The 19622-nt window shown below is 70.2% G+C and carries 12 protein-coding genes; 8 read left to right on the top strand and 4 right to left on the bottom strand.

Annotated features, from left to right (window positions below; genetic code table 11):
• The first annotated feature begins 4 nt into the window (after positions 1-4).
• Genes EIZ44_RS30555 through EIZ44_RS30520 form a run of 8 tightly spaced genes read left to right on the top strand, consistent with a single transcriptional unit; the run spans position 5 to position 14677 of the window.
• Positions 5-274, top strand: coding sequence for an acyl carrier protein (locus tag EIZ44_RS30555; RefSeq protein ID WP_043839328.1), 270 nt, complete (start codon positions 5-7; stop codon positions 272-274).
• On the top strand, positions 267-836 hold the full coding sequence (locus tag EIZ44_RS30550) for a DUF2786 domain-containing protein (RefSeq protein WP_134732702.1): 570 nt from the start codon (positions 267-269) through the stop codon (positions 834-836). The genes EIZ44_RS30555 and EIZ44_RS30550 overlap by 8 nt, the downstream gene beginning before the upstream one ends.
• Positions 833-2041, top strand: coding sequence for an acyl-CoA dehydrogenase family protein (locus EIZ44_RS30545; RefSeq protein ID WP_134732701.1), 1209 nt, complete (start codon positions 833-835; stop codon positions 2039-2041). The genes EIZ44_RS30550 and EIZ44_RS30545 overlap by 4 nt, the downstream gene beginning before the upstream one ends.
• A complete protein-coding gene (gene sbnA / locus EIZ44_RS30540; RefSeq protein WP_051728886.1) occupies positions 2032-3012 on the top strand; it encodes a 2,3-diaminopropionate biosynthesis protein SbnA in 981 nt (326 codons plus the stop codon). The genes EIZ44_RS30545 and sbnA (EIZ44_RS30540) overlap by 10 nt, the downstream gene beginning before the upstream one ends.
• Entirely contained in the window at positions 3009-12689 is a 9681-nt protein-coding gene (locus tag EIZ44_RS30535; RefSeq protein WP_134732700.1) for a non-ribosomal peptide synthetase, read from the top strand. Before sbnA (EIZ44_RS30540) ends, EIZ44_RS30535 begins: the two co-directional genes overlap by 4 nt.
• Positions 12690-12694: 5 nt before the next feature.
• Complete coding sequence (locus EIZ44_RS30530; protein WP_134732736.1) at positions 12695-13498, top strand: ABC transporter permease; 804 nt, start codon at positions 12695-12697, stop codon at positions 13496-13498.
• Positions 13499-13515: 17 nt separating this feature from the next.
• Positions 13516-13719: an MbtH family protein gene (locus tag EIZ44_RS30525; RefSeq protein ID WP_037812019.1), complete on the top strand. Its 204-nt coding sequence runs from the start codon at positions 13516-13518 to the stop codon at positions 13717-13719.
• Between the two features lies 1 nt (position 13720).
• Positions 13721-14677: an ATP-binding cassette domain-containing protein gene (locus tag EIZ44_RS30520; RefSeq protein WP_134732699.1), complete on the top strand. Its 957-nt coding sequence runs from the start codon at positions 13721-13723 to the stop codon at positions 14675-14677.
• A 9-nt stretch (positions 14678-14686) separates the two neighbouring features.
• On the opposite strand, the gene EIZ44_RS30515 is transcribed toward EIZ44_RS30520, so the two are convergent.
• The 4 genes from EIZ44_RS30515 to EIZ44_RS30500 all read right to left on the bottom strand — a co-directional run bounded on the left by EIZ44_RS30515 (position 14687) and on the right by EIZ44_RS30500 (position 19584).
• Positions 14687-15973, bottom strand: coding sequence for an MMPL family transporter (locus tag EIZ44_RS30515; protein ID WP_134732698.1), 1287 nt, complete (start codon positions 15971-15973; stop codon positions 14687-14689).
• Between the two features lie 119 nt (positions 15974-16092).
• Positions 16093-17070 carry a 2,3-diaminopropionate biosynthesis protein SbnA gene (gene sbnA / locus EIZ44_RS30510; protein WP_037812015.1) on the bottom strand — a complete coding sequence of 326 codons (978 nt, stop codon included), beginning with the start codon at positions 17068-17070 and terminating at the stop codon, positions 16093-16095.
• A complete protein-coding gene (sbnB, locus tag EIZ44_RS30505; RefSeq protein ID WP_037812013.1) occupies positions 17070-18107 on the bottom strand; it encodes a 2,3-diaminopropionate biosynthesis protein SbnB in 1038 nt (345 codons plus the stop codon). The genes sbnA (EIZ44_RS30510) and sbnB overlap by 1 nt, the downstream gene beginning before the upstream one ends.
• 106 nt (positions 18108-18213) lie before the next feature.
• Positions 18214-19584, bottom strand: a complete 1371-nt coding sequence (locus EIZ44_RS30500) for a preATP grasp domain-containing protein (protein ID WP_134732697.1) — start codon at positions 19582-19584, stop codon at positions 18214-18216.
• Positions 19585-19622: the final 38 nt, after the last annotated feature.

Below are 19622 nucleotides of genomic sequence, written 5' to 3'. Positions count from 1 at the left end.
AGCCATGACTGAGACCACGCAGACCTTGACCGAGGACCGGGTCGTCGAGGGCATCACCGGCGCGCTGGGCGCGGTGCTCGAACGCGACGTCGCCGACCTTTCCGAGGACACCCGGCTGTCCGACGCCGGCCTCGACTCGACCGGTGTGCTGGAGCTGCTGATGCAGCTCGAGGACACGTTCGGCATCGAGTTCGACACCGAGAACCTGGAGATGCAGCACTTCGAATCGGTGCGTTCGCTCGCCGCGTTCGTCATCGCGGAAATCCGTGCCTGACCAGGCGTCGTGGCAGGAGTGCCGTCGCGTCGCCCGGGAGCAGGGCGTCGCGCCCGCGCTCAAGCTGCTGCGGACGGGGCCCCGGAACACCGCGATCGCGGCCGTCCCGGCGGGAGAACTGCCCGCCGGGACGGAGATCCTGCGGGAAGCCGAGCTGCCCGGCGGCGCGGTCGCGTTCGCCCGGGGGCTGCCGGGCGCGCCCGCGGGGCCGGACCTGGTGTGGGTGCGGCTGGGGCTGTCCCAGGCCCTGCGCGACGAGTGCGTCCGGTACTTGGGCGAGCGGCGTTCAGGGGAAGAGTCGTTGCTGCGCAAGCAGATGATCCAGGACTGCCTCGCCACGGCGCTCAACGGCCAGCTCGCGGTCGAAGCTGATCTGCTGGCCGCGGGTGAGACGCTGGCTCCCGCGCGGGTGCGGTATCTGCACCACTTGCTGTCCGATGTGGACCGGAAACTGCTCGGACTGTTGGGGGCGAAGGGTTTCCTGGCCGGTGGACCGGGTGAGGTCGCCGACGTCTCGGAGCTGCTCGCGAGCGTCCACGAAATGGCCGAGGGGACGACGTGACGGGCACTGTGCTGACCGAACCCTTGCTGGCGCTGCGAGATCTCGCCGCCGAGTGGGCGACCGGCCTGCGTGCCGCCGGTGCGGTGCTCGACCGCGATCCCGAGGCAGTCGACCAGTTCGCTGACCTGCCCGCGGTGCGGTGCATGGCGCAGCTGCTGGTCCCGGGGGAGTACGGCTCGGAGGGCATCAACGTCGCCGGGCACCGGTTCCACGGGATGAGCGCGCTGGAACGGACGGTGCTGCTGGAGGAGTTCGCCCGGGGCGACGCGGGCGCGACGCTCGCGGCACCGGGCGCGTCCATGTCCGGCGTGCTGCTCGACGTGCTCGGCGACGACGAGCAGAAAGCCTGGTTCTACGGCCGGCTCGTCGACCGTCCAACGTGGACTTTCTTCGCGCTCACCGAACCGGACGCCGGTTCCGACGCGAACGCGCTGACCACGAGCCTGACTCCGGGACCGGACGGCGACTTCGTGCTGAACGGCCGGAAACGGTATGTCGGCAACGCTTCCCGCGCAGGCATGGGCGTCGTCTTCGCCCGCACCGCGCCCGGCCCGCTCGGCGTGCGGGCGGTCCTCGTGGACACCGCTTCCCCCGGCTTCCACGCCGAACCGCTGGGCATGCTCGGATTGCGCGGCGCACGATTCTGCGCCCTCGAGTTCGACAACGTGCGGATTCCCGCGAACCGGGTCCTGGGCCACCATCTTTCCCCGGCCAGGCGCGGGATGTGGGCCGCCACGCTGACGTTCAACCGCCTCCGTCCCGGCGTCGCGGCGATCGCGATCGGCATCGCGCGAGCGGCGCACGAGTACGTCCGGGCCGAAGGCGGCCTGCTCACCGGCGGCGCGGCAGCCGAATGGGACCAGCTGGGCTACCGGATCGAGAGCGTCCGGAACCTGGTGCACCTCGCGGCGATGGAGGTGGACGCGGGCGGCAGCCGCGGCGGGCACCTCGCCTCGTCCGCCAAAGCCGAAGCGAGCAGGCTCGCCGAGGACGCGACCAGGGCGGCCTGCCGGTTCTTCGGGCCGGGCGCGCGCTGGACGCATCCGTTGCTGGACAAGCTGATTCGCGACGCACGCGGCGTCGAATTCATGGAAGGCGCCGCGAACATCCAGAAACTCATCGTCTTCACCGGGCTGCTCGCCGGCAAAGTCGGCCAGGGCGAGTCGTTCCCGGCGCTGAACCGCGGAGGTTTGCCGTGCGGGTGATATCCGCCCCTCAGGAGTTCACCGTCCCGGATCTGTACGTCGACCTGCGCCGGTTCGTCGGCCGCGACCTGTTCGTCAAGTGCGAGGGGTTCAACTTCGCCGGGTCGATCAAGCTCAAGGCCGCGCTGGAGATCGTCGAGCGCGCCGAACGCGACGGCAGGCTGCGTCCCGGGCAGACGATCGTCGAGAGCTCGTCCGGGAACATCGGCGTCGCGCTCGCGATGGTCGCGGCCAGCCGCGGCTACCGGTTCATCTGCGTCACCGACGACCACTGCACGCTGTCCGCGCGGCAGCTGATGCAGAACTACGGCGCCGAGGTCCGCGTGCTGACCGAACCGCATCCGGTCGACGGGCTGGTCGGCGCGCGGCAGCGGCTGGTGGAGAGCCTCTGCGCGGAGCACGAGGACTACGTCTGGCTCGACCAGCACACCAACCCGGGCAACTGGACCGCGCACTACCGGACCACCGGCCCGGAGATCCTGCGCATGTTCCCCGGCCTCGACGTGTTGTTCGTCGGCACCGGCACGGCCGGGACGCTGATGGGCTGCGCCCGGTACCTGCGCGAGGCGCGCCGGTCGATCCGGGTGGTCGCGGTGGACAGCGTCGGCTCGGTGAGCTTCGGCGGCCCGCCCGGGCCGCGGCAGATTCCCGGGCTCGGCTCCGCGATCCGCCCGGCGCTGCTCGACGAGTCCTTGGTGGACGACGTGGTGCACGTCGAGGAAACCGAAACCGTGGAGATGTGCCGGACGCTGGTGGGGCACGGGTTCCTGTTCGGCGGCTCGACCGGCACCGTCGTCGCCGGAGCGCTGTCCTGGCTCGCCCGCGAGGACCGCGACCTGACCGCCGTGGCCATCTCCCCGGATCTGGGCGACCACTACCTGGACACGGTCTACCGGGACCACTGGGCCGCCGACGCGCTCGGCCGCGTGCCCGGGCAGACCACCGACCGACTTTCCGAGGTGCCGCGATGACCGCTGTCGAGACCAGCCTGCCCCTGTCCACGGCCCAGACCGACGTCTGGTTCGACGAGCAGTTGTCCGGAGGCGGTCTCGCCTACGCGATGGCCGACTACCTGGACATCTCCGGCGACCTGGACGTGCCGGTGTTCGTCGAGGCGTTCCGCCTGCTCACCGACGAGGCCGAATGCTTCCGCGCGCGCTTCTTCGAGGTCGACGGCGAACCGCGCCAGGTGGTCGAGCCGCTGACCGAGTTGCCGGTCAGCTTCCTGGACCTGTCCGGCGAACCGGACCCCGAGGCGGCCGCGCTCGCGTGGATGCACGAGGACCTGGCCCGGCCGTTCTCGGTCAGCGATTTCCCGCTGTTCCGCGCCGCGCTGCTCACGCTCGGCCCGCGCCGGCGGTTCTGGTATCTCACCACCCACCACCTGGTGGGCGACGGGTTCAGCGCCGCGATCTGCCACCGCCGGATGGGCGAGCTGTACACGGCGGTGCTGACCGGCAAGGAGCCCGAGGGCCGTCCGCTGCCGCCGTTCCGGGACCTGCTGGAATCCGAACTCGCCTACCAGAACTCGACGCACCTCGGCCGTGACCGCGAGTTCTGGAGCAGCCACTTCAGCACGGTCCCGGACCTGATCAGCCTGTCCGGCAAGGAACCCGCGCCGGCCCGCGGATTCCTTCGCCGCACCCTCGCCTTGCCCGCCGACGCGGCCGCCGCGGCGCGCAAGGCGGTGGCACAGGCCGGGGTGACCCTGCCGACCTTCCTGCTCGCCGCGATGGCCGCCTACACCGAGCGTCTTTCCGGGATCCAGGACCTGATGCTGACCGTCCCGGTCGCCGCCCGCGCGGGGGTCCGGACGCGGACGATCCCGGGGATGATGGCGAACTACCTGCCGTTGAAAATGCAGGTCACGCCGGCGATGACGCCGCAGCTGCTGCTGAAGCAAGCCTCGCGGGAGCTCGCCCGCACGCTGAAGCACCAGCGGTATCACGTCAACCAGATCCGCCGCGACATCGGCGTGCGCAGCGACGAGCGGCGGCCGTTCGGCGGGCCTTTCGTCAACGTGCTGCCCGCGGACCCCGGCCTGCGGCTGGGCGACTGCGTGACCCGCGTGCGGAATCTGTCGACCGGGATCACGAACGATCTGTCGATCACCGTCCTCGACGAACCCGGCGGCGGGATCGAACTGCACCTCAACGGAAACCCGGATCTCTATGACGAGTCCGGAGTGGACACTCACCTGCACCGGTTCGCCGGATTCCTGGACCGCTTCGCGCGCGCCGATCCGGACGCGCCGCTCGCCCGCATCGATGTCGCCGACGCACAGGAGCGCGAGGAACTGCTCGCCGCCGGGCTGGGCGCTCGCGGCCCGGTGGGTGCGGGCGTGGTGGAGCGGGTGCGCGCGCAGGCTCCGGACGCGGTGGCGGTGGTTGATGCTGCCGGTGCGGTGAGCTATGCGGACCTGGTCGGGATGGCCTCGGCGTTGTCGCGGCGGTTGCCTGCCGGACGCGTAGTCGGCGTGCTCGCTGGGCCGGGGAGTGGCTTCATCTCGGCGGTTCTTGGCGTGCTCGGTGCCGGTGGTGCTTACGTGCCGCTGGATCCGACGCTTCCGTTGGCGCGGTTGCGCGACCTGGTGGCGGACAGCGGCGCGGCCTGTGTGCTCGCGGCCCCGGAGTACCAGGAGCTTGCGGCAGAGCTGCCGGTGGACGTCGTGGAGCTGGACGGCACGGTCGACCCCGAGTTGGCACCGGTGGTCGGCGCGGACGACGACGTCGCGTACGTGATCTTCACGTCGGGTTCGACCGGTCGTCCGAAGGGCGCGATGGTTTCGCGGCTCGGGATGATGAACCACCTGCTGGCGAAGGTCGAAGACCTCGGGCTGGGCGCGTCGGACGTGGTCGTGCAGAACGCGCCGCTGACGTTCGACGTGTCGGTGTGGCAGATGCTCGCGCCGCTGGTGGTCGGCGGTCAGGTCCGCGTGGTGGACCGGCAGATCGCGGCGGATCCGGAGACGCTGTTCGGCTTGGGCATGTCGGTGCTGGAAGTCGTGCCGTCGTTGCTGCGGGCCGCGTTGGACTTCTGGGACGCCGGTGGTCCGCCGGAGCTGGCCGGTCTGCGGTGGCTGGTGGTGACGGGCGAGGCGTTGCCGCCGGACCTGTGCGTGCGCTGGTTCGGGTACTTCCCGCAGATCCCGCTGGTGAACGCCTACGGTCCGACGGAGTGCTCGGACGACGTGACGCACGCGGTTCTGTCCAGTGTGGACGATGTACGCGGGCTGCGGACGCCGATCGGTCTTCCAGTGCGGAACACCCGGCTGTACGTGCTGAGCGACGAGCTGCGTCCGGTTCCGGCCGGTGCGGCTGGCGAACTGTACGTCGGCGGTTTGGTGGTCGGCCGCGGTTACGTGGGCGATCCGGGCAAGACAGGTTCGGTGTTCGTCGCCGATCCGTTCGGCGAGCCGGGCACGCGGATGTACCGGACTGGCGACCGCGTAGTGCGCCGCGCCGACGGAGCACTGGAGTTCATCGAGCGCCGGGACTTCCAGGTCAAGATCCGCGGTCACCGCATCGAACTCGGCGAGATCGAGGCGACCCTGCGCGAGCTGCCCGAGATCGCGGACGCGGTCGTAGTGGTGCGCGACGACGCCGGGACCAAACGGCTCGCCGCGTACCTGGTCGGCACGGAGCCGGTCGACGTGCCGTCCGTGCGCAGCGAACTGCAGCAGCGGCTGCCGGACTACCTGGTGCCGCCCGCGATGGTCGTGCTCGACGCGATGCCGCTGACTGTCCACGGCAAGGTCGACCGGGACGCGCTGCCCGAGCCGGATTTCGCCGCCGAAGCGGTCGGCCGGGCCCCGCGCAACGCCGTCGAGGCCATCCTGTGCGACGTGCTGGCCGAGGTGCTGACGGTGCCGAAGGTCTACATCGACGACAACTTCTTCGCGCTCGGCGGCGACAGCGTCAGCTCGATCCAGGTGGTCAGCCGCGCGCGCAAGGCCGGGCTGGTCATCACCCCGCGCGACCTGCTGGAAGCCCGGACACCGGCGGCGATCGCGGAAAACGCGGTCCCGATCGGGGACGACGTCGCTCCGGAACCCGCCGCCGCACTGGTCGAACTCGAACCGGGAGAACTTGACGAGCTGCGGGCCGGGCCGGTCGAGGAAGTGCTTCCGCTCGCGCCGTTGCAGCAGGGCATGCTCTTCCACACCGAACTCGATGCCGAGGGCGTCGATTTCTATGCCGTGCAGGCAATCGCGGACCTCGAAGGCCCCCTGGACACCGCCGCCGTCCGAGACGCCTGCGCCACGCTGCTGACCCGCCACACCGCCCTGCGCGGATATTTCCGGCGACGCCGCAACGGGGAACCGGTGCAGCTGGTCGCCGAATCGGTCGAGCTGCCGTGGACCGAAATCGACCTGACCGTGCTGCCGGAGCAGGATCGCGAGGCGGAACTGCAGCGACTCGTCGACCAGGACCGATTGCAGCGCTTCGATCTGGCGCACCCGCCGCTGGTCCGCTTCACGCTGATCCGGGTCGCCGCCGAGCGCTACCGGTTCCTGTGGAGCGCACACCACATCGCCACCGACGGCTGGTCGGTCCCCATCCTCATCGACGAACTGGCTCAGCTCTACGCGGGCGGCGCGACGACCGCGCTGCCCGAGGTGCCGCAGATGCGCGACTACCTCGCCTGGCTGTCCCGCCAGGACGAGGAGGCCGGGCGGAAAGCCTGGCAGGACCTGCTCGACGGCCTGCCCGGACCGACCCGCGTCGCACCAGACCTGCCCGCCGCCGCGAACCTGCCCGCGACTGTCGAGTTAGCACTGTCCGAAAGCGACACTGCACACCTTTACGCCTGGGCACGGGAGCATGAGCTGACCGTCAGCACGATCGTGCAAGCCTGCTGGGCGATTCTGGTCGGCCGCTTGGCCGGGCAGCAGGACGTGGTCTTCGGCGCGGTGGCCTCCGGACGTCCCGCGGAACTGCCGGGCGTCGAAACGATGGTCGGCATGTTCGTGAACACCGTGCCGGTCCGGGCCCGTCTCGACCCGGCCCGCCCGGTCCGCGACCTGCTCGCCGAACTGGGCCGGCAACAAGCCGCCATGGTGTCCTACCAGCACATCGGGCAAGCGCAGTTGAGCGGAGCCATCCCGGACAGCGGCGAACTCTTCGACACCGCAGTGGTGTTCGAGAACGTCCCCGCCGGCGACGGCGGCCCGCTGGTGATGCTCGGCGAGGACGTCCGCGTAGTCGACGCGGTCACGCTCGACTCCCGGCACTACCCGCTCAGCCTCGTCGTGGAACCGCACGCCTCGCTCGTCTTCCGCTTCGACTACCTCCGCGAGGCCTTCGGCGACGACCGCGTCCGCGATTTGGCGCAGCAGTTCCGGGCGCTGCTCGACACGGTGCTCGGCGATCCCGACCGCCTGCTCGGCCGGATCGACGTGGTGGCCGAACCGGCGCAGACCTTCCTGCTCGGCGCGACCGGCCCGGTCGGTGCGGGCGTGGTCGAACGGGTGCGTGCGCAGAAGCCAGACGCGGTCGCGGTGGTCGACGACTCCGGTTCGGTGACCTACGCGGACCTGGTCGGCCTGGCGTCGGCTCTTTCTCGCCGGGTGCCGCCGGGACGGGTAGCGGGCGTGCTCGCCGGTCCCGGGATCGGCTTCATCTCCGCGGTTCTCGGCGTCCTGGGCGCGGGCGGTGCTTACGTGCCGCTGGATCCGACCGTGCCGCTCGCCCGGCTGCAAGGCCTGGTGGAGGACAGCGGCGCGGCGTGCGTGATCGCAGCCCCGGAATTCCGGGAGCTCGCAGCGAACCTGCCGGTGGAGGTCATCGAGCTGGACGGCGTCATCGACACCGAGCCGACCCCGGTCGTCGGTGCGGACGACGACGTCGCGTACCTAATCTTCACCTCCGGCTCCACCGGCCGCCCCAAGGGCGCGATGGTGTCTCGCCGCGGAATGGTCAACCACCTGCTGGCCAAGGTCGAAGACCTGGCGTTGAAGCCCTCGGACGTGCTGGTGCAGAACGCGCCGCTGACGTTCGACGTCTCGGTGTGGCAGATGCTCGCCCCGCTGATGGTCGGCGCTCAAGTCCGAGCCGTCAGCCGCGAGACCGCGGCGGATCCGGACGCATTGTTCGGCTTGGGCATGTCGGTGCTGGAAGTCGTGCCGTCGCTGTTGCGAGCCGCGTTGGACTTCTGGGACGCGGGCAGCCCGCCGGACCTGACCGGTCTGCGGTGGCTGGTCGTGACCGGTGAAGCGTTGCCGCCGGATCTGTGCGTGCGGTGGTTCGGGTACTTCCCGAATATCCCGATGGTGAACGCCTACGGCCCGACCGAGTGCTCGGACGACGTCACGCACGCAGTTCTGTCCAGTGTGGACGATGCGCAGGGCCTGCGGGTGCCGATCGGTCTTCCGGTGCGGAACACCCGGCTGTACGTGCTGGGCGACGAGCTGCGTCCGGTCCCGCCCGGCGCCGCAGGCGAGCTGTACGTCGGCGGCCTGGTCGTCGGCCGCGGTTACGTGGGCGATCCGGTCAAGACGGGCTCCGTGTTCGTCGCCGACCCCTTCGGCGAACCCGGCACCCGGATGTACCGGACCGGCGACCGCGTGGTCTGCCGGGCCGATGGCGCGCTGGAGTTCGTGGAACGCCGCGACTTCCAGGTCAAGATCCGCGGACACCGCATCGAACTGGGCGAGATCGAAGCCGGTCTGCTGGCGCAAGAATCCGTCACCGACGCGGTAGTCGTCGTGCAGGGCTCCGACGCGGCCAACCGGCACCTGGTCGGCTACGTCGCGGGAACCGCCCGTCCCGAGGACCTGCAAGCTCAGCTGGCTGAGCTGCTGCCCGCGTACATGGTGCCCAGCGCGATCGTCGTACTCGACCGGCTCCCGCTCACCGCGCACGGCAAGGTCGACCGCAAAGCGCTGCCCGCTCCGGAAAGCTTCACCGGCCAAGAAAAACGCGGCCCGCGCACTCCCGTCGAGGAACAGCTGACCCGGCTCTACGCCGAGGTGCTCGGGTTGCCCGAGGCCGGTATCGACGACGACTTCTTCGAACTCGGCGGCCATTCCCTCCTCGCCACCGCGCTGGTCAGCCGGATCCGGTCGGAACTGAACGTCGAACTGCCGCTGCGGGATCTATTCGAAGCACGCACCGTGGCCGCGCTGGCCGGACGGCTCGCGTCGGCAGGCCAGGCACGTGCGGCGTTCCGCAAGCTGGACCGTCCCGACCCGCTGCCGTTGTCGTACGCGCAACAGCGCATGTGGTTCTTGAACCGGCTCGAAGGCGACCACGGCGGATACACCATCCCCCTCGCCGTCCGGCTTTCCGGCGAGCTGGCCCGCTCGGCGCTCGCCGCAGCCCTCGACGATCTGACCGCACGGCACGAAATCCTGCGCACCGTCTTCCCCGACACCGACGGCGTCCCGTTCCAGCGCGTCCTGGACGCGGGGGAGTCGCTGCGCACCGCACCGATGCCCGAGGACCTCGCCGCCGCGTTGGCCGAGGAGGTCGCCCGCGGCTTCGACCTGGCCGTCGACCTTCCGTTGCGCAGCAAACTGTTCGGCCCCGACCAGAATGGCGACCACGTCCTCCTGCTGGTGCTGCACCACATCGCCGGAGACGCCTGGTCCGTCGACGTGCTCGCCCGCGACCTCGCGACCGCCTACGAGGCACGGCTGTCCGGAACCAGTCCACAGTGGACCGAACTGCCCGCCCAGTACGCGGACTACTCGGTCTGGCAGCACTCCCTGCTGGACGACACCAAGGACGGCGAATCCGCCCGCCTGCTGAAGCACTGGCGGGAAGCGCTCGCGGGACTCCCCGGAGAACTGGCGTTGCCGGTCGACCTGCCGCGCCGCGCCTCCGCCGGCTACCGCGGCGGAACCATCGAGTTCGAGCTGTCCTCGACCGTGCACCGCGACCTCGCGCGGCTCGCGCACGATCAAGGGGCGAGCCTGTTCATGGTCGTCCAAGCCGCACTGGCCACCCTGCTCACCCGCCTGGGCGCGGGAACCGACATTCCGCTCGGCAGCCTGGTCGCCGGACGTCCGGACGAAGCCGTGCACGACCTCGTGGGCTTCTTCGTCAACACGCTCGTCCTGCGCACCGACACCAGCGGCGATCCGCGCTTCACCGAACTGGTCGCGCGAGTCCGCGACGCCGACCTCGCCGCCTACGCCCACCAGGATCTGCCGTTCGAGCGGTTGCTGGAGGCGACGCAACCGGCAAGGTCGATGTCGCGACAGCCGTTGTTCGGAGTGCTGCTGTCCTTCTACGACGTCCCGCCCTCGGAAGTCGGCCTCGGCAGCCTGACCGCGCGACCCGAAATGCTCGCCCCGACGCACAAGAAGTTCAAGTTCGACCTGACCTTCCAGCTGGGCCAGCACAAGGGCGAGCGCGGTCTGGAAGGCACGCTCGAATACAACGCCGACGCGTTCACCGCGGAAACCGCACAGCTGCTAGTCGACCGGCTGACGCTTCTCCTGACGGCCGCCGCCGAAGACCCCGGGCAGCCGCTGAGCCGGATCGACCTGCGCACTCCAGCCGAGCGAGTCACCCCAGCGGCACCGGCTCTCGAGGTGCCCGACGGCTTGCTGGTGCCAGGGGACATCGGTCTGCGCGAGCAAGCCAACCGGCTGGCTCGGGCTTTGCAGGCGCAGGGCGCGGGTCCGGGGGAGACGGTGACCGTTGACCTGCCGCCAGGCCGCGACCGCTGGGCAGCGATCTTCGGTGTCCTCGCCATCGGCGCGGCCTGGACACCGAGCGGGGAGTCCCGCTACACCATCCCCGCGGACGTGTCCGGATTCGCCGACACCGACCTGGAGGTGTCGCTGCCCGGAGCGGAGCTGGCGTATCGCGGAGACGCGGTCTTCAGCCGAGATGCCCTGGCCGCGACCATCGCCGCTCTGCTGAAGGAATTGCCGCTCACCGCCGGCGACCGTCTCCTGGCACCGGACACCGAGTTCGCGCTGCCGGTTGTGCTCGCCGCGTTGCACGTCGGCGCGGTGGTGACCGTCGCTCCCGCCGCGGAGATCGCGGAACTCGCCTCGTCGGTGGACCCGAGCGTCGTGGTCCTGACCCCGAGCATCGCGAAAATGCTGGCGCTGCGACCGGGTACCCGGGTGGTGAACTTCGGCGAGAGCTTCCTCGACGGAGCGCTCAACTGCGAAGGCACTGCGGCCTCCAGCTGGCTGTCTCTAGTCAACGGACGCCCGTTCGCGCACCGTCAAGCCAACGTCCTCGACCAGAGTCGGCAGCCAGTGCCTCGCGGTGGCCGAGGAGAGCTGTACTTGGCGGACGCACCCACCGGTCTCCCCGCCCGCATCCGCTTGGACGGAACCGTCGAAGTGATCCGCGAGGCCCAGGTGCGTGGCTTCGCGGTCCCGCTCGGGCAGATCGAAGCGGCCCTGCACCGCCAGCCCTCGGTCGCCGCAGCCACGGTGATCGCCGAGGATGACGCGCTGATCGCCTACGTCGTCCCGCAGTGGGAACGCGGCGTCGACCCGCTAGCCCTGCGGGAAGCGCTGGCCACCGAACTCCCCGACTACTTGATCCCGACCGCCTTCGCGGAACTGGACACCATCCCAGTCGCGCCGGACGGCTCGCTGGACCGCTCCGCCCTGCCCGCTCCGGCCGCACAAACCAGCCAGGACATCAGCGAAACCGTCGAACTGCTGCGCACCGCTTTCGCGGAAACCCTCGGTATCGCGGACCCCGACATCCAGACCGGGTTCTTCGAGTTGGGCGGCAACAGCCTGCAATCCGTCCGCCTGGTCGCACTGGCCCGACGAGCCGGACTCCGGCTGACAGTCGCCGACGTCCTGACCCACGGCAGCATCGAACGCCTGGCCGCGCTCGCCGAACGAGCCGAACCGGATCTCGCGGACCTGCCGGACCCGTTCGCGCCGGTGCTGCCGATCCGGCCGACCGGGACGAAGCCGCCGCTGTTCTGCCTGCACGCCGGACTCGGCCTGAGCCTGCCGTACCTCGGGCTGGCCGCGCACCTGCCGGACCGTCCGATCTACGGCCTGCAATCGCCGGGAATCAGCGGTGCCGAACAGTTCCCGGACTCGGTCGAGCAGGTCGCCGAGGACTACCTGAAGCACATCCGCCGCCTCCAGCCGCACGGCCCGTACCACTTGCTCGGCTGGTCCTACGGCGGTCTGCTGGCCTTCGAGTTCGCGGTACGCCTCGAAGCCGAAGGCGAAACGGTCGGTTCACTGTCCATCTTGGACAGTTACCCGCAGGACGGGACCGAAGCCGCACTGTCCCGGCACGAACTGCTCGTCGATTTCCTGGAGCACGTCGGCTTCCACGACACCGAAGCCGGTACCGAGCTGACCCCGGCCGACGTCATCGCCGTGCTGCGGCAGGGAGACAGCCGACTGGCCGACATCGGCGAGGAACGCATGACACGCGTCCTAGCCGTGATGGACAACAACGCCGCGCTAGCCCACCGGTACCGCCCGACGCGGTTCACCGGCGCGGTCGAACTGTTCGTTGCCGCCGAAGGCCTGACCGACGCCGAGGTGGCCGAACGAGCGGGCCGCTGGGTGCCGCACGTGTCCGGTCCAGTACGGGCGCACCGGATCGAATGCGGGCACGAATACCTGATGGATCCCGGGCCGCAAGCGGAGATCGGCGCCGCGACGGCCGGAACGCTGGCGAGCAACGAGGAGTCGCAGTGACCACAATGACCACCCCGGCGAACACTCCGCGGGCAGCGGCGCTCGTCGAGACATTCGCACTGGCGGGTCGCCGGTTGACCCACCTGCGCAAGGTGCCGGGCCGGCTCCTCGCGATCACGCTGAATTCGCTGATCACCATGCTGGCCATCGGCTACGTCTTCAAAGGCGCGGTGAGCGTCGAAGGCGGCGGCAGCTATCCGGAGTTCCTCTTCCCGGCCGCGCTCATGCAGGTGGGCCTCGCCGGCGTCGCACCGACCGCGATCGCGGTGGCGATGGACCTCAAAGGCGGCCTGACCGACCGGTTCCGCTCGCTGCCGATTTCCCGTCCCGCCGTGCTGTTCGGCCACACCATCGGCGACGCGCTGGTCGGCTTCGTCGCGCTGGCGATCGTCACCGGGATCGGACTGGCGGTCGGCGGCCGCGTGCACGCCGGGTTCCCCGCGCTGCTCGCCGGATTGGCTGTGCTCGCGCTGTTCCTCTACGTGATGATCTGGGTCGGCGTGCTGCTCGGGCTGACCATGGGCAATCCCGAATCCATCGACGGCGTCGGCGCGGTGCTGACCCTCGGGCTTTCCTTTCTCTCCAACGCGTTCATGGCGGTCAGCCAGCTGCCGTCGTGGGTCCGGCCGATCGCCGAATGGAATCCGGTCAGCTCCGTCACCACGCTGTGCCGCCAGCTGTGGGGCGTGCCGGTGCCCGCGGACAGTTCGTTCCCCGCCCAGCATCCCGGGGTCGTCGTCGCGGTGACGCTGGTCGTCCTCTTCGCCGCGGCGACCCTGCTGAGCTTCCGCCGTTACCGCCTCGCCTAACCGATCCGGAGTACGCAATGACAAACCCGTTCGACGACCAGAACGGCGCTTTCCTCGTCCTGGTCAACGACGCCCGGCAGTACAGTCTTTGGCCCTCCTTCGCGGAAGTCCCGCCCGGCTGGCGGGTTTCGCTCGGGGAGAGCAGCCGCGAAGAAGCCCTCGCGCACATTTCGGGCCACTGGACCGATCTGTCGCCCGAGAACATCCGGGAAGCAGGCTGACATGACACCGCACGGAGAACTCGCGATCGAAGCCGAAGGGCTCCGCAAACGCTACGGCGACCACGAAGCGCTCGCCGGCGTCGACCTCGCCGTCCCGCCCGGCACGGTGCTGGGCTTGCTCGGTCCCAACGGCGCGGGCAAAACCACCACCGTCCGGATGCTCGCGACCCTGCTCCCGCCGGACGGCGGCCGCGCGCTGGTCGCCGGGCACGACATCATGCGGGAACGCAAACAGGTCCAGCGGCACATCGCCCTCGCGGGCCAGTACGCGGCTGTGGACGAACTGTTGACCGGCCGCCAGAACCTGGTGCTGCTCGGCCGTCTTCTGCACCTCGGCCGCCGAGGAGCACGCGCCCGCGCGGGAGAACTGCTGGAGCGGTTCAACCTCGCCGAGGCCGCCGACCGCGCGGTCGGGACCTACTCCGGCGGGATGCGCCGCCGCCTGGACCTCGCGACCTGTCTCGTGGCGCGTCCGTCGGTGCTCTTCCTGGACGAACCGACCACGGGGCTCGACCCGGCGAGCCGGATGGGCTTGTGGACGATGGTCCGCGAGCTGGTCAGCGAAGGCGTCACGGTCCTGCTCACCACGCAGTACCTCGAGGAAGCCGACTACCTCGCCGACCGGATCGTGGTCATCGACAAGGGCCGGAGCGTCGCGGAAGGAACCGCGGACGAGCTCAAGCGCAAGGTCGGCCGGGAACGGCTGGAGGTCGCTGTCGCCCACCCCGAAGGTCTCGCGGACGCGGTGGCGGCGCTGACGCCGGTCGCGGTGGGCGTCCCGGTCGTGGACGAACGCCGGTGCAGCATCTCGCTCGAACTGCTCGACGAGAGCGGCGGGATCGCCGCGGCGGCGAACGCGTTGCACGAACGCGGCGTCGCACTGGCGGACTTCGCGCTCCGCAGGCCGACTCTCGACGAAGCCTTCCTCGACCTCACCGGACACCCGACCACGGGGTGATTCCCCGGTTCACTTTCGTGCAGCCCCCGGCCCGGTCCGCCGCCACCAGCGGACCGGGCCGGCTAGCGAGAGCAGCAAGGGCAGCAGCACCAGCCGGATCACCAGCACGTCGATCGCCAGCGCCGCCGCGGCTGCCCAGCCGAACTCGCTCAGCTCGCCGCTGCCGGCGATCCCGAGCGCGCTGAAGACCCCGATGGACACCACGCTGGCGCTGGAGATCGCCACGGTGCCGCGGCGCAGCCCCTCCGCGAGCACGTGCTGCGGCGACATCCCGGTCAGCGCCTCGACGCGGAAGTGGTGCAGCAGACAGACATGCATGTCGGTCGTGGGCGCGGCGAGCACCGCTACGAGCGCCACCGGCAGCCAGGTCGGGGTCGGCGGGTTCATGCAGGTGAGCATGGTCAGCGCGAAAAGCGCGGACAGCACTGAAAGCACCGCGGTCGTCAGTGCGACCACGAACGGGCGGAAAGCCGTGATCACCGCCAACGACGTCAGCCCGATCAGCAACGCCAACGGCAACGGCGGCAGCGTCGGCGATTCGAGGTAGCGGTAGACGACGTAGCCGAGCGCCGCGGCAGTGCAGGCCAGCGCGCCGATGAGTCCCGCTGCGGTGCGGTAACGCCAGCTCGCGGGCAGGCGGGCGACGAACCGGGGCAGCCAGTGCCACTGGAACGCTCTCTTCACCGGAAGCGCGATCCGGGTCAGCAGCACCGGAAGCAAGGTGAGCGCCGCGGCGGCTTCCACCAGGATGACCAGGACCACGGCCGCCGCCAACCGCATGACCTGCGGCTCGCCGGTCAGATACAGCCCGGTCATCGCGGAAAGCATCGCGAGCCCGGTGACGAGCGCGGTCCGTCCGGCGGTCGAGGCGACGATCTGCGCGGTGTCGGACGCGTCGTGCTTGCCCGGCGGCATCTCCTGCTGCCTGCGGACCGCGAACAGCAGATGGTTGGCGGCGCTCGTGATGCCGGGCAGGAGAACGAGGTTCCAGCTGCCGAACGAACCCGTTCCTTCGGCGACCGCCGTCAGCACGCCGAGCGCGCCTGCCCCGACGGTCGCGAGGTAGCCGAACGCGATCGCGGCCAGCCGCGGCGAACCCAGCACCAGCACCAGCAGCAGCGCGGTGAGCAGGCAGCCGACCCCGAGGACGGAACCGGCGGGCGCCGCCGAGCTGCCGGCCGGGGCGGCGAGGTCTTCGCTCGCCGCCACGACCAGGAACAGCAGCCACGCGCACAGCACCGGGCCGGGGTGTCCGGCACACCAGCGCGCGAGACGGAGCAGAGGTAGCGTTCGCAATGCCGAACTCCTTGGGCCGCTTCAGGCCTCCCGCCGCGCAGGCGGCAAGCCGGACGGTCTAAGGATGGCTCCTCGTGATCGTGCGCACACTGGGCGTGGCACCTCGATTTCGAGTGGTACTAGCTCCCGAGCGCGGCGGCCGGGGCGAGCGCCGCGTCTCCGTAGAGGTCGGCCACCCACTGGTCGTGGTAGACCGTGTCCAGGTAGCGGTCGCCGAGATCGGGGGAGACCGCCACCGCGGTGAGGCTTTCGCCGTGCTCGTGCCGGTCGAGCCAGTGCAGCGCCCCGGCGACGACGGTGCCGGTTGAGCCGCCGAACAGGAACCCCGCCCGGACGAGCCTGCGGCACATCCGCACGGTCGCGAGTTCCGGCACGTGCACCACATCGTCCACATAGGACTCGTCGAGCAGCGCCGGCCGGACGCCGGTGCCGAGTCCGGGGATCATCCGGGGGGCGGCCGGGGTTCCGAAGGTTACCGAACCCACAGTGTCGATGGCCACCACGCGCATTCCGGGACAGTGTTCGCGCAGGTAGCGCGCGCACCCCATCAGTGTGCCGGTCGTGCCCGCCCCGATGAACGCCACGTCGGCGCCGGGGAACGAGTTCGCGATCTGCGGTCCGGTGGTGCGGTAGTGCGCCTGCCAGTTTCCCGCGTTCGCGTACTGGTTGAGCCACACCCGGTCGTCGCCCTCGGCGCACAGCCGCCGCACGTGCGCGATCCGCGCGCCGAGCAGCCCGTCTTTCGGATGCGGTTCGGTGATCACGTGCACCTCGGCGCCAAGCGTTTGCATCAACTGCCGGGCGCCGAGGGTGCAGCGGGAATCGGTGACACAGATGAACCGGTATCCCCGGCTGGTGGCGACGAGGCTCAGCGCCACCCCGAGGTTGCCCGACGAACTCTCCACGAGGGTCGCGCCCGGCCTCAGCGTGCCGTCCAGTTCTGCGGCGTCGATCATCTCCTTCGCTGCTTTGATCTTGATCGAACCAGCGAAGTTGAAGCCCTCGCACTTGAGGTAGAGCGATCGCCCTGTACACCCGCTCAGGTCGACGAACAGGTCGTCGACGTTGAACTCGTGCGGACTGGTGATGATCGGCATCAGCGCCGGCCGTAGCGGTCGAGTTCGAAGAAGAAGTCGCCGACCTCGTGCAGTTCGCCGCGGCGGCGCAGTTCGTCCAGGACGTGCTTGCCGACCGCGAGGTCCAGCACGCCGAGACCGAACGGTGAGAACACCAGCGGCCGGTCGGCGTCCAGGGCGAGTGCCCCGGTCATCACGTCGAACAGGGTGCCGTCGAGGAAGTCGCGGCCGCCGGTGGCCTGTTCGGCCAGGTGCACCGAGGTGTTGGCCTTGAGGCAGTGCTCGACGTCGTCGACCACGTTGGCCGAAGCCAGGACGACCTCGGTGGACAGGTCGCGCAGGGAAACGTTCAGCACGAGCGGGTTGTGGCCGAACCAGGCCGGATCGTGCACGTGCGGTTCCGCGGCCACGGTGGCGAACACGATCAGGTCGCTGCCGCGGATCAGCTCCTCGGCGCTCTCGCGCACCGAGATCCCGCTCGCGCCGGTGCCCTCCAGGTAGCCCCGGAAGCCGGCGGCGTGCTCGGCGGAGAGGTCGAACACCGCGGTCTCGTCGAAGTCCCAGCCGGTGCCGAGCAGGAACCGGTGCACGTAACGCGCGATGAGCCCGGTGCCGACGAACCCGAGCCGCCGCGGCCGTTCGCCCCGGCGGCTGAGCCAGTCGGCCGCCAGCGCCGCCGACGCCGCGGTCCGGCTCGCGCTGATGATCGAGCTTTCCATGCAGGCCAGCGGGTACCCGGTCGCCTGGTCGTTGAGGATCAGCACGGCCGAGGCGCGCGGCAGCCCGGTGCGGACGTTCTCCGGGAAGCTGGAGATCCACTTGACCCCGTCCACCGCGACCTCCCCGCCGACCGAGGCGGGCAGCGCGATGATGCGCGCGGACGGCCGGTCCGGGAACCGGAGGAAGTAGGAGGGCGGGTTGACGGTCGCCTGCTGCCCGTGCAGCCGGTAAGCCGCCTCGATCAGCTCGGCCAGTTGCTTCTCGGCGCCGTCGAGCACCTGGTGCACCTGTGCTCCGGACACGACGGCGAACTCCGGAACGGTAGCGGTTTCGGTCACAGAACTTCCTTATTCTTCGGCTGGGCGGAAACTGGGGCTGGTCCGGGCAGTCGCCGGGGTTCCCCGCGCGGACCTGCGGCCACGCCCCGGGTTCCCGGCATGGGGATCAGTCCTGCTGCAGGACGGCCAGCGCGCGTTCGACCCGCGCGTCGATCCGGTCGACCTCGGCGACCGAATCCCCGATGAGCACGCCGTAGAGGCGGCCGGCGAACGGCACCCCGTCGGCGGTCTGCGCGCCGGCGTTGACGGTGGCGAAGTTGTTCACCAGCAGGCCGCTGCCCGCACCGTCGAAAAGCAGCTCGCCGAGCACGTCGCGGACCCGGTCGAAGCCGATGCTGGCACCGAGCCGCAGCGAGTAGTGCCGGGCCATCGCGGTCTCTCCCGCGGTGACGAAGCGTTCCTGGATCGGCACCTGGTAGGTGGACATGTTGTTGCGGGCGTTGATTTCCAGCACTGGGAAGATGCCGCCGTCGGGTTCGACGATCGCGTCCACTCCCACGACGCCGTAGTAGCCATCGGCGGCGAGTTGTCCGCCGAGCGCCTGCGCCGCGGACCGGATGGTCTCCAGCTGCGCCTCGTCCAGCCGCGGCGGGATCCGGTGTCCTTTGTGGACGCTGTTCTCGGTGATCAGCTCCTTGACGAAGTCGAAGTGCACCGAACCGTCGCGGCTCACGGTGAACTGGTAGTTGAGGTCGGCGCGCTTGTCGACCCACTCCTCGATGACGAACGCGATCCGGTCCCGGCCGTTGCGGCGGGCGGTCGCGGAGATCATCCGGCGCAACCGGTCGAGCCTGCGTTCGTCGGAGACCACCGAGATTCCCTTGCCGGAAACCCCGAACGCCTCCTTGACGACGACCTTCCGTCCGGTGGCGAGAACGGCCCCCGCCGCGGTGACGGCCTCGTCGAGCAGTTCGAGCGTGTCGCAGGCCCAGCCGTTCGGCTGCCGCAACCCGAGCTTCGTCGCGACGCGGCGGCTGTAGATCTTGCTGTTCACCGCCTTGCACCGAGCCGCGTCCGGAGCGGCCAGCGGCAACCCCGTCGCAGTGGACAGTTCTTCCTCCACCGCGGAGACACCGTGCGCGAGCAGATGCGCTTCGTCGGTGCGCAACGCGGAGAGCGCGGCGATCAGCCATGGATCGTGCAGCGCGTCCTGGCTGACCGTGCGTGCCGGATCCGGGTCCGCGATCACGTGGATCTGCGGCAGGTCGAGACCGAGGCCTTCCAGATAGCTGCGGTAACCGGGGTCCGGCGCGTGCTTGAGCACCACGTGGTCCCTTTTCCCGCCCAGCAGCAACGCGAACTCGTCCATGCTGTTGACGACCGCCATGCCGCCCGGGGCGGACACCCGGGGCAGCCCCTGCTCGTCGACCGCCCACTGCTCTTCGACCTCGAAGTTGCCGACGAACACCAGCGGGCGGTCGGCCGTGCCCAGAACCGCGGTCTTGAGCCGCGGGATGAAACCGTTGTCGGCGCTCATGACGTCCTTTCGCCAGCGCACGGATAGGACGCGGCACG

Origin of the sequence: Amycolatopsis nivea (genome assembly GCF_004522235.1) — a bacterium.
Lineage (GTDB): Bacteria > Actinomycetota > Actinomycetes > Mycobacteriales > Pseudonocardiaceae > Amycolatopsis > Amycolatopsis nivea.
Note: the sequence above shows the minus strand (reverse complement) of the source record. Positions and strands in the feature narration are given on the sequence as shown.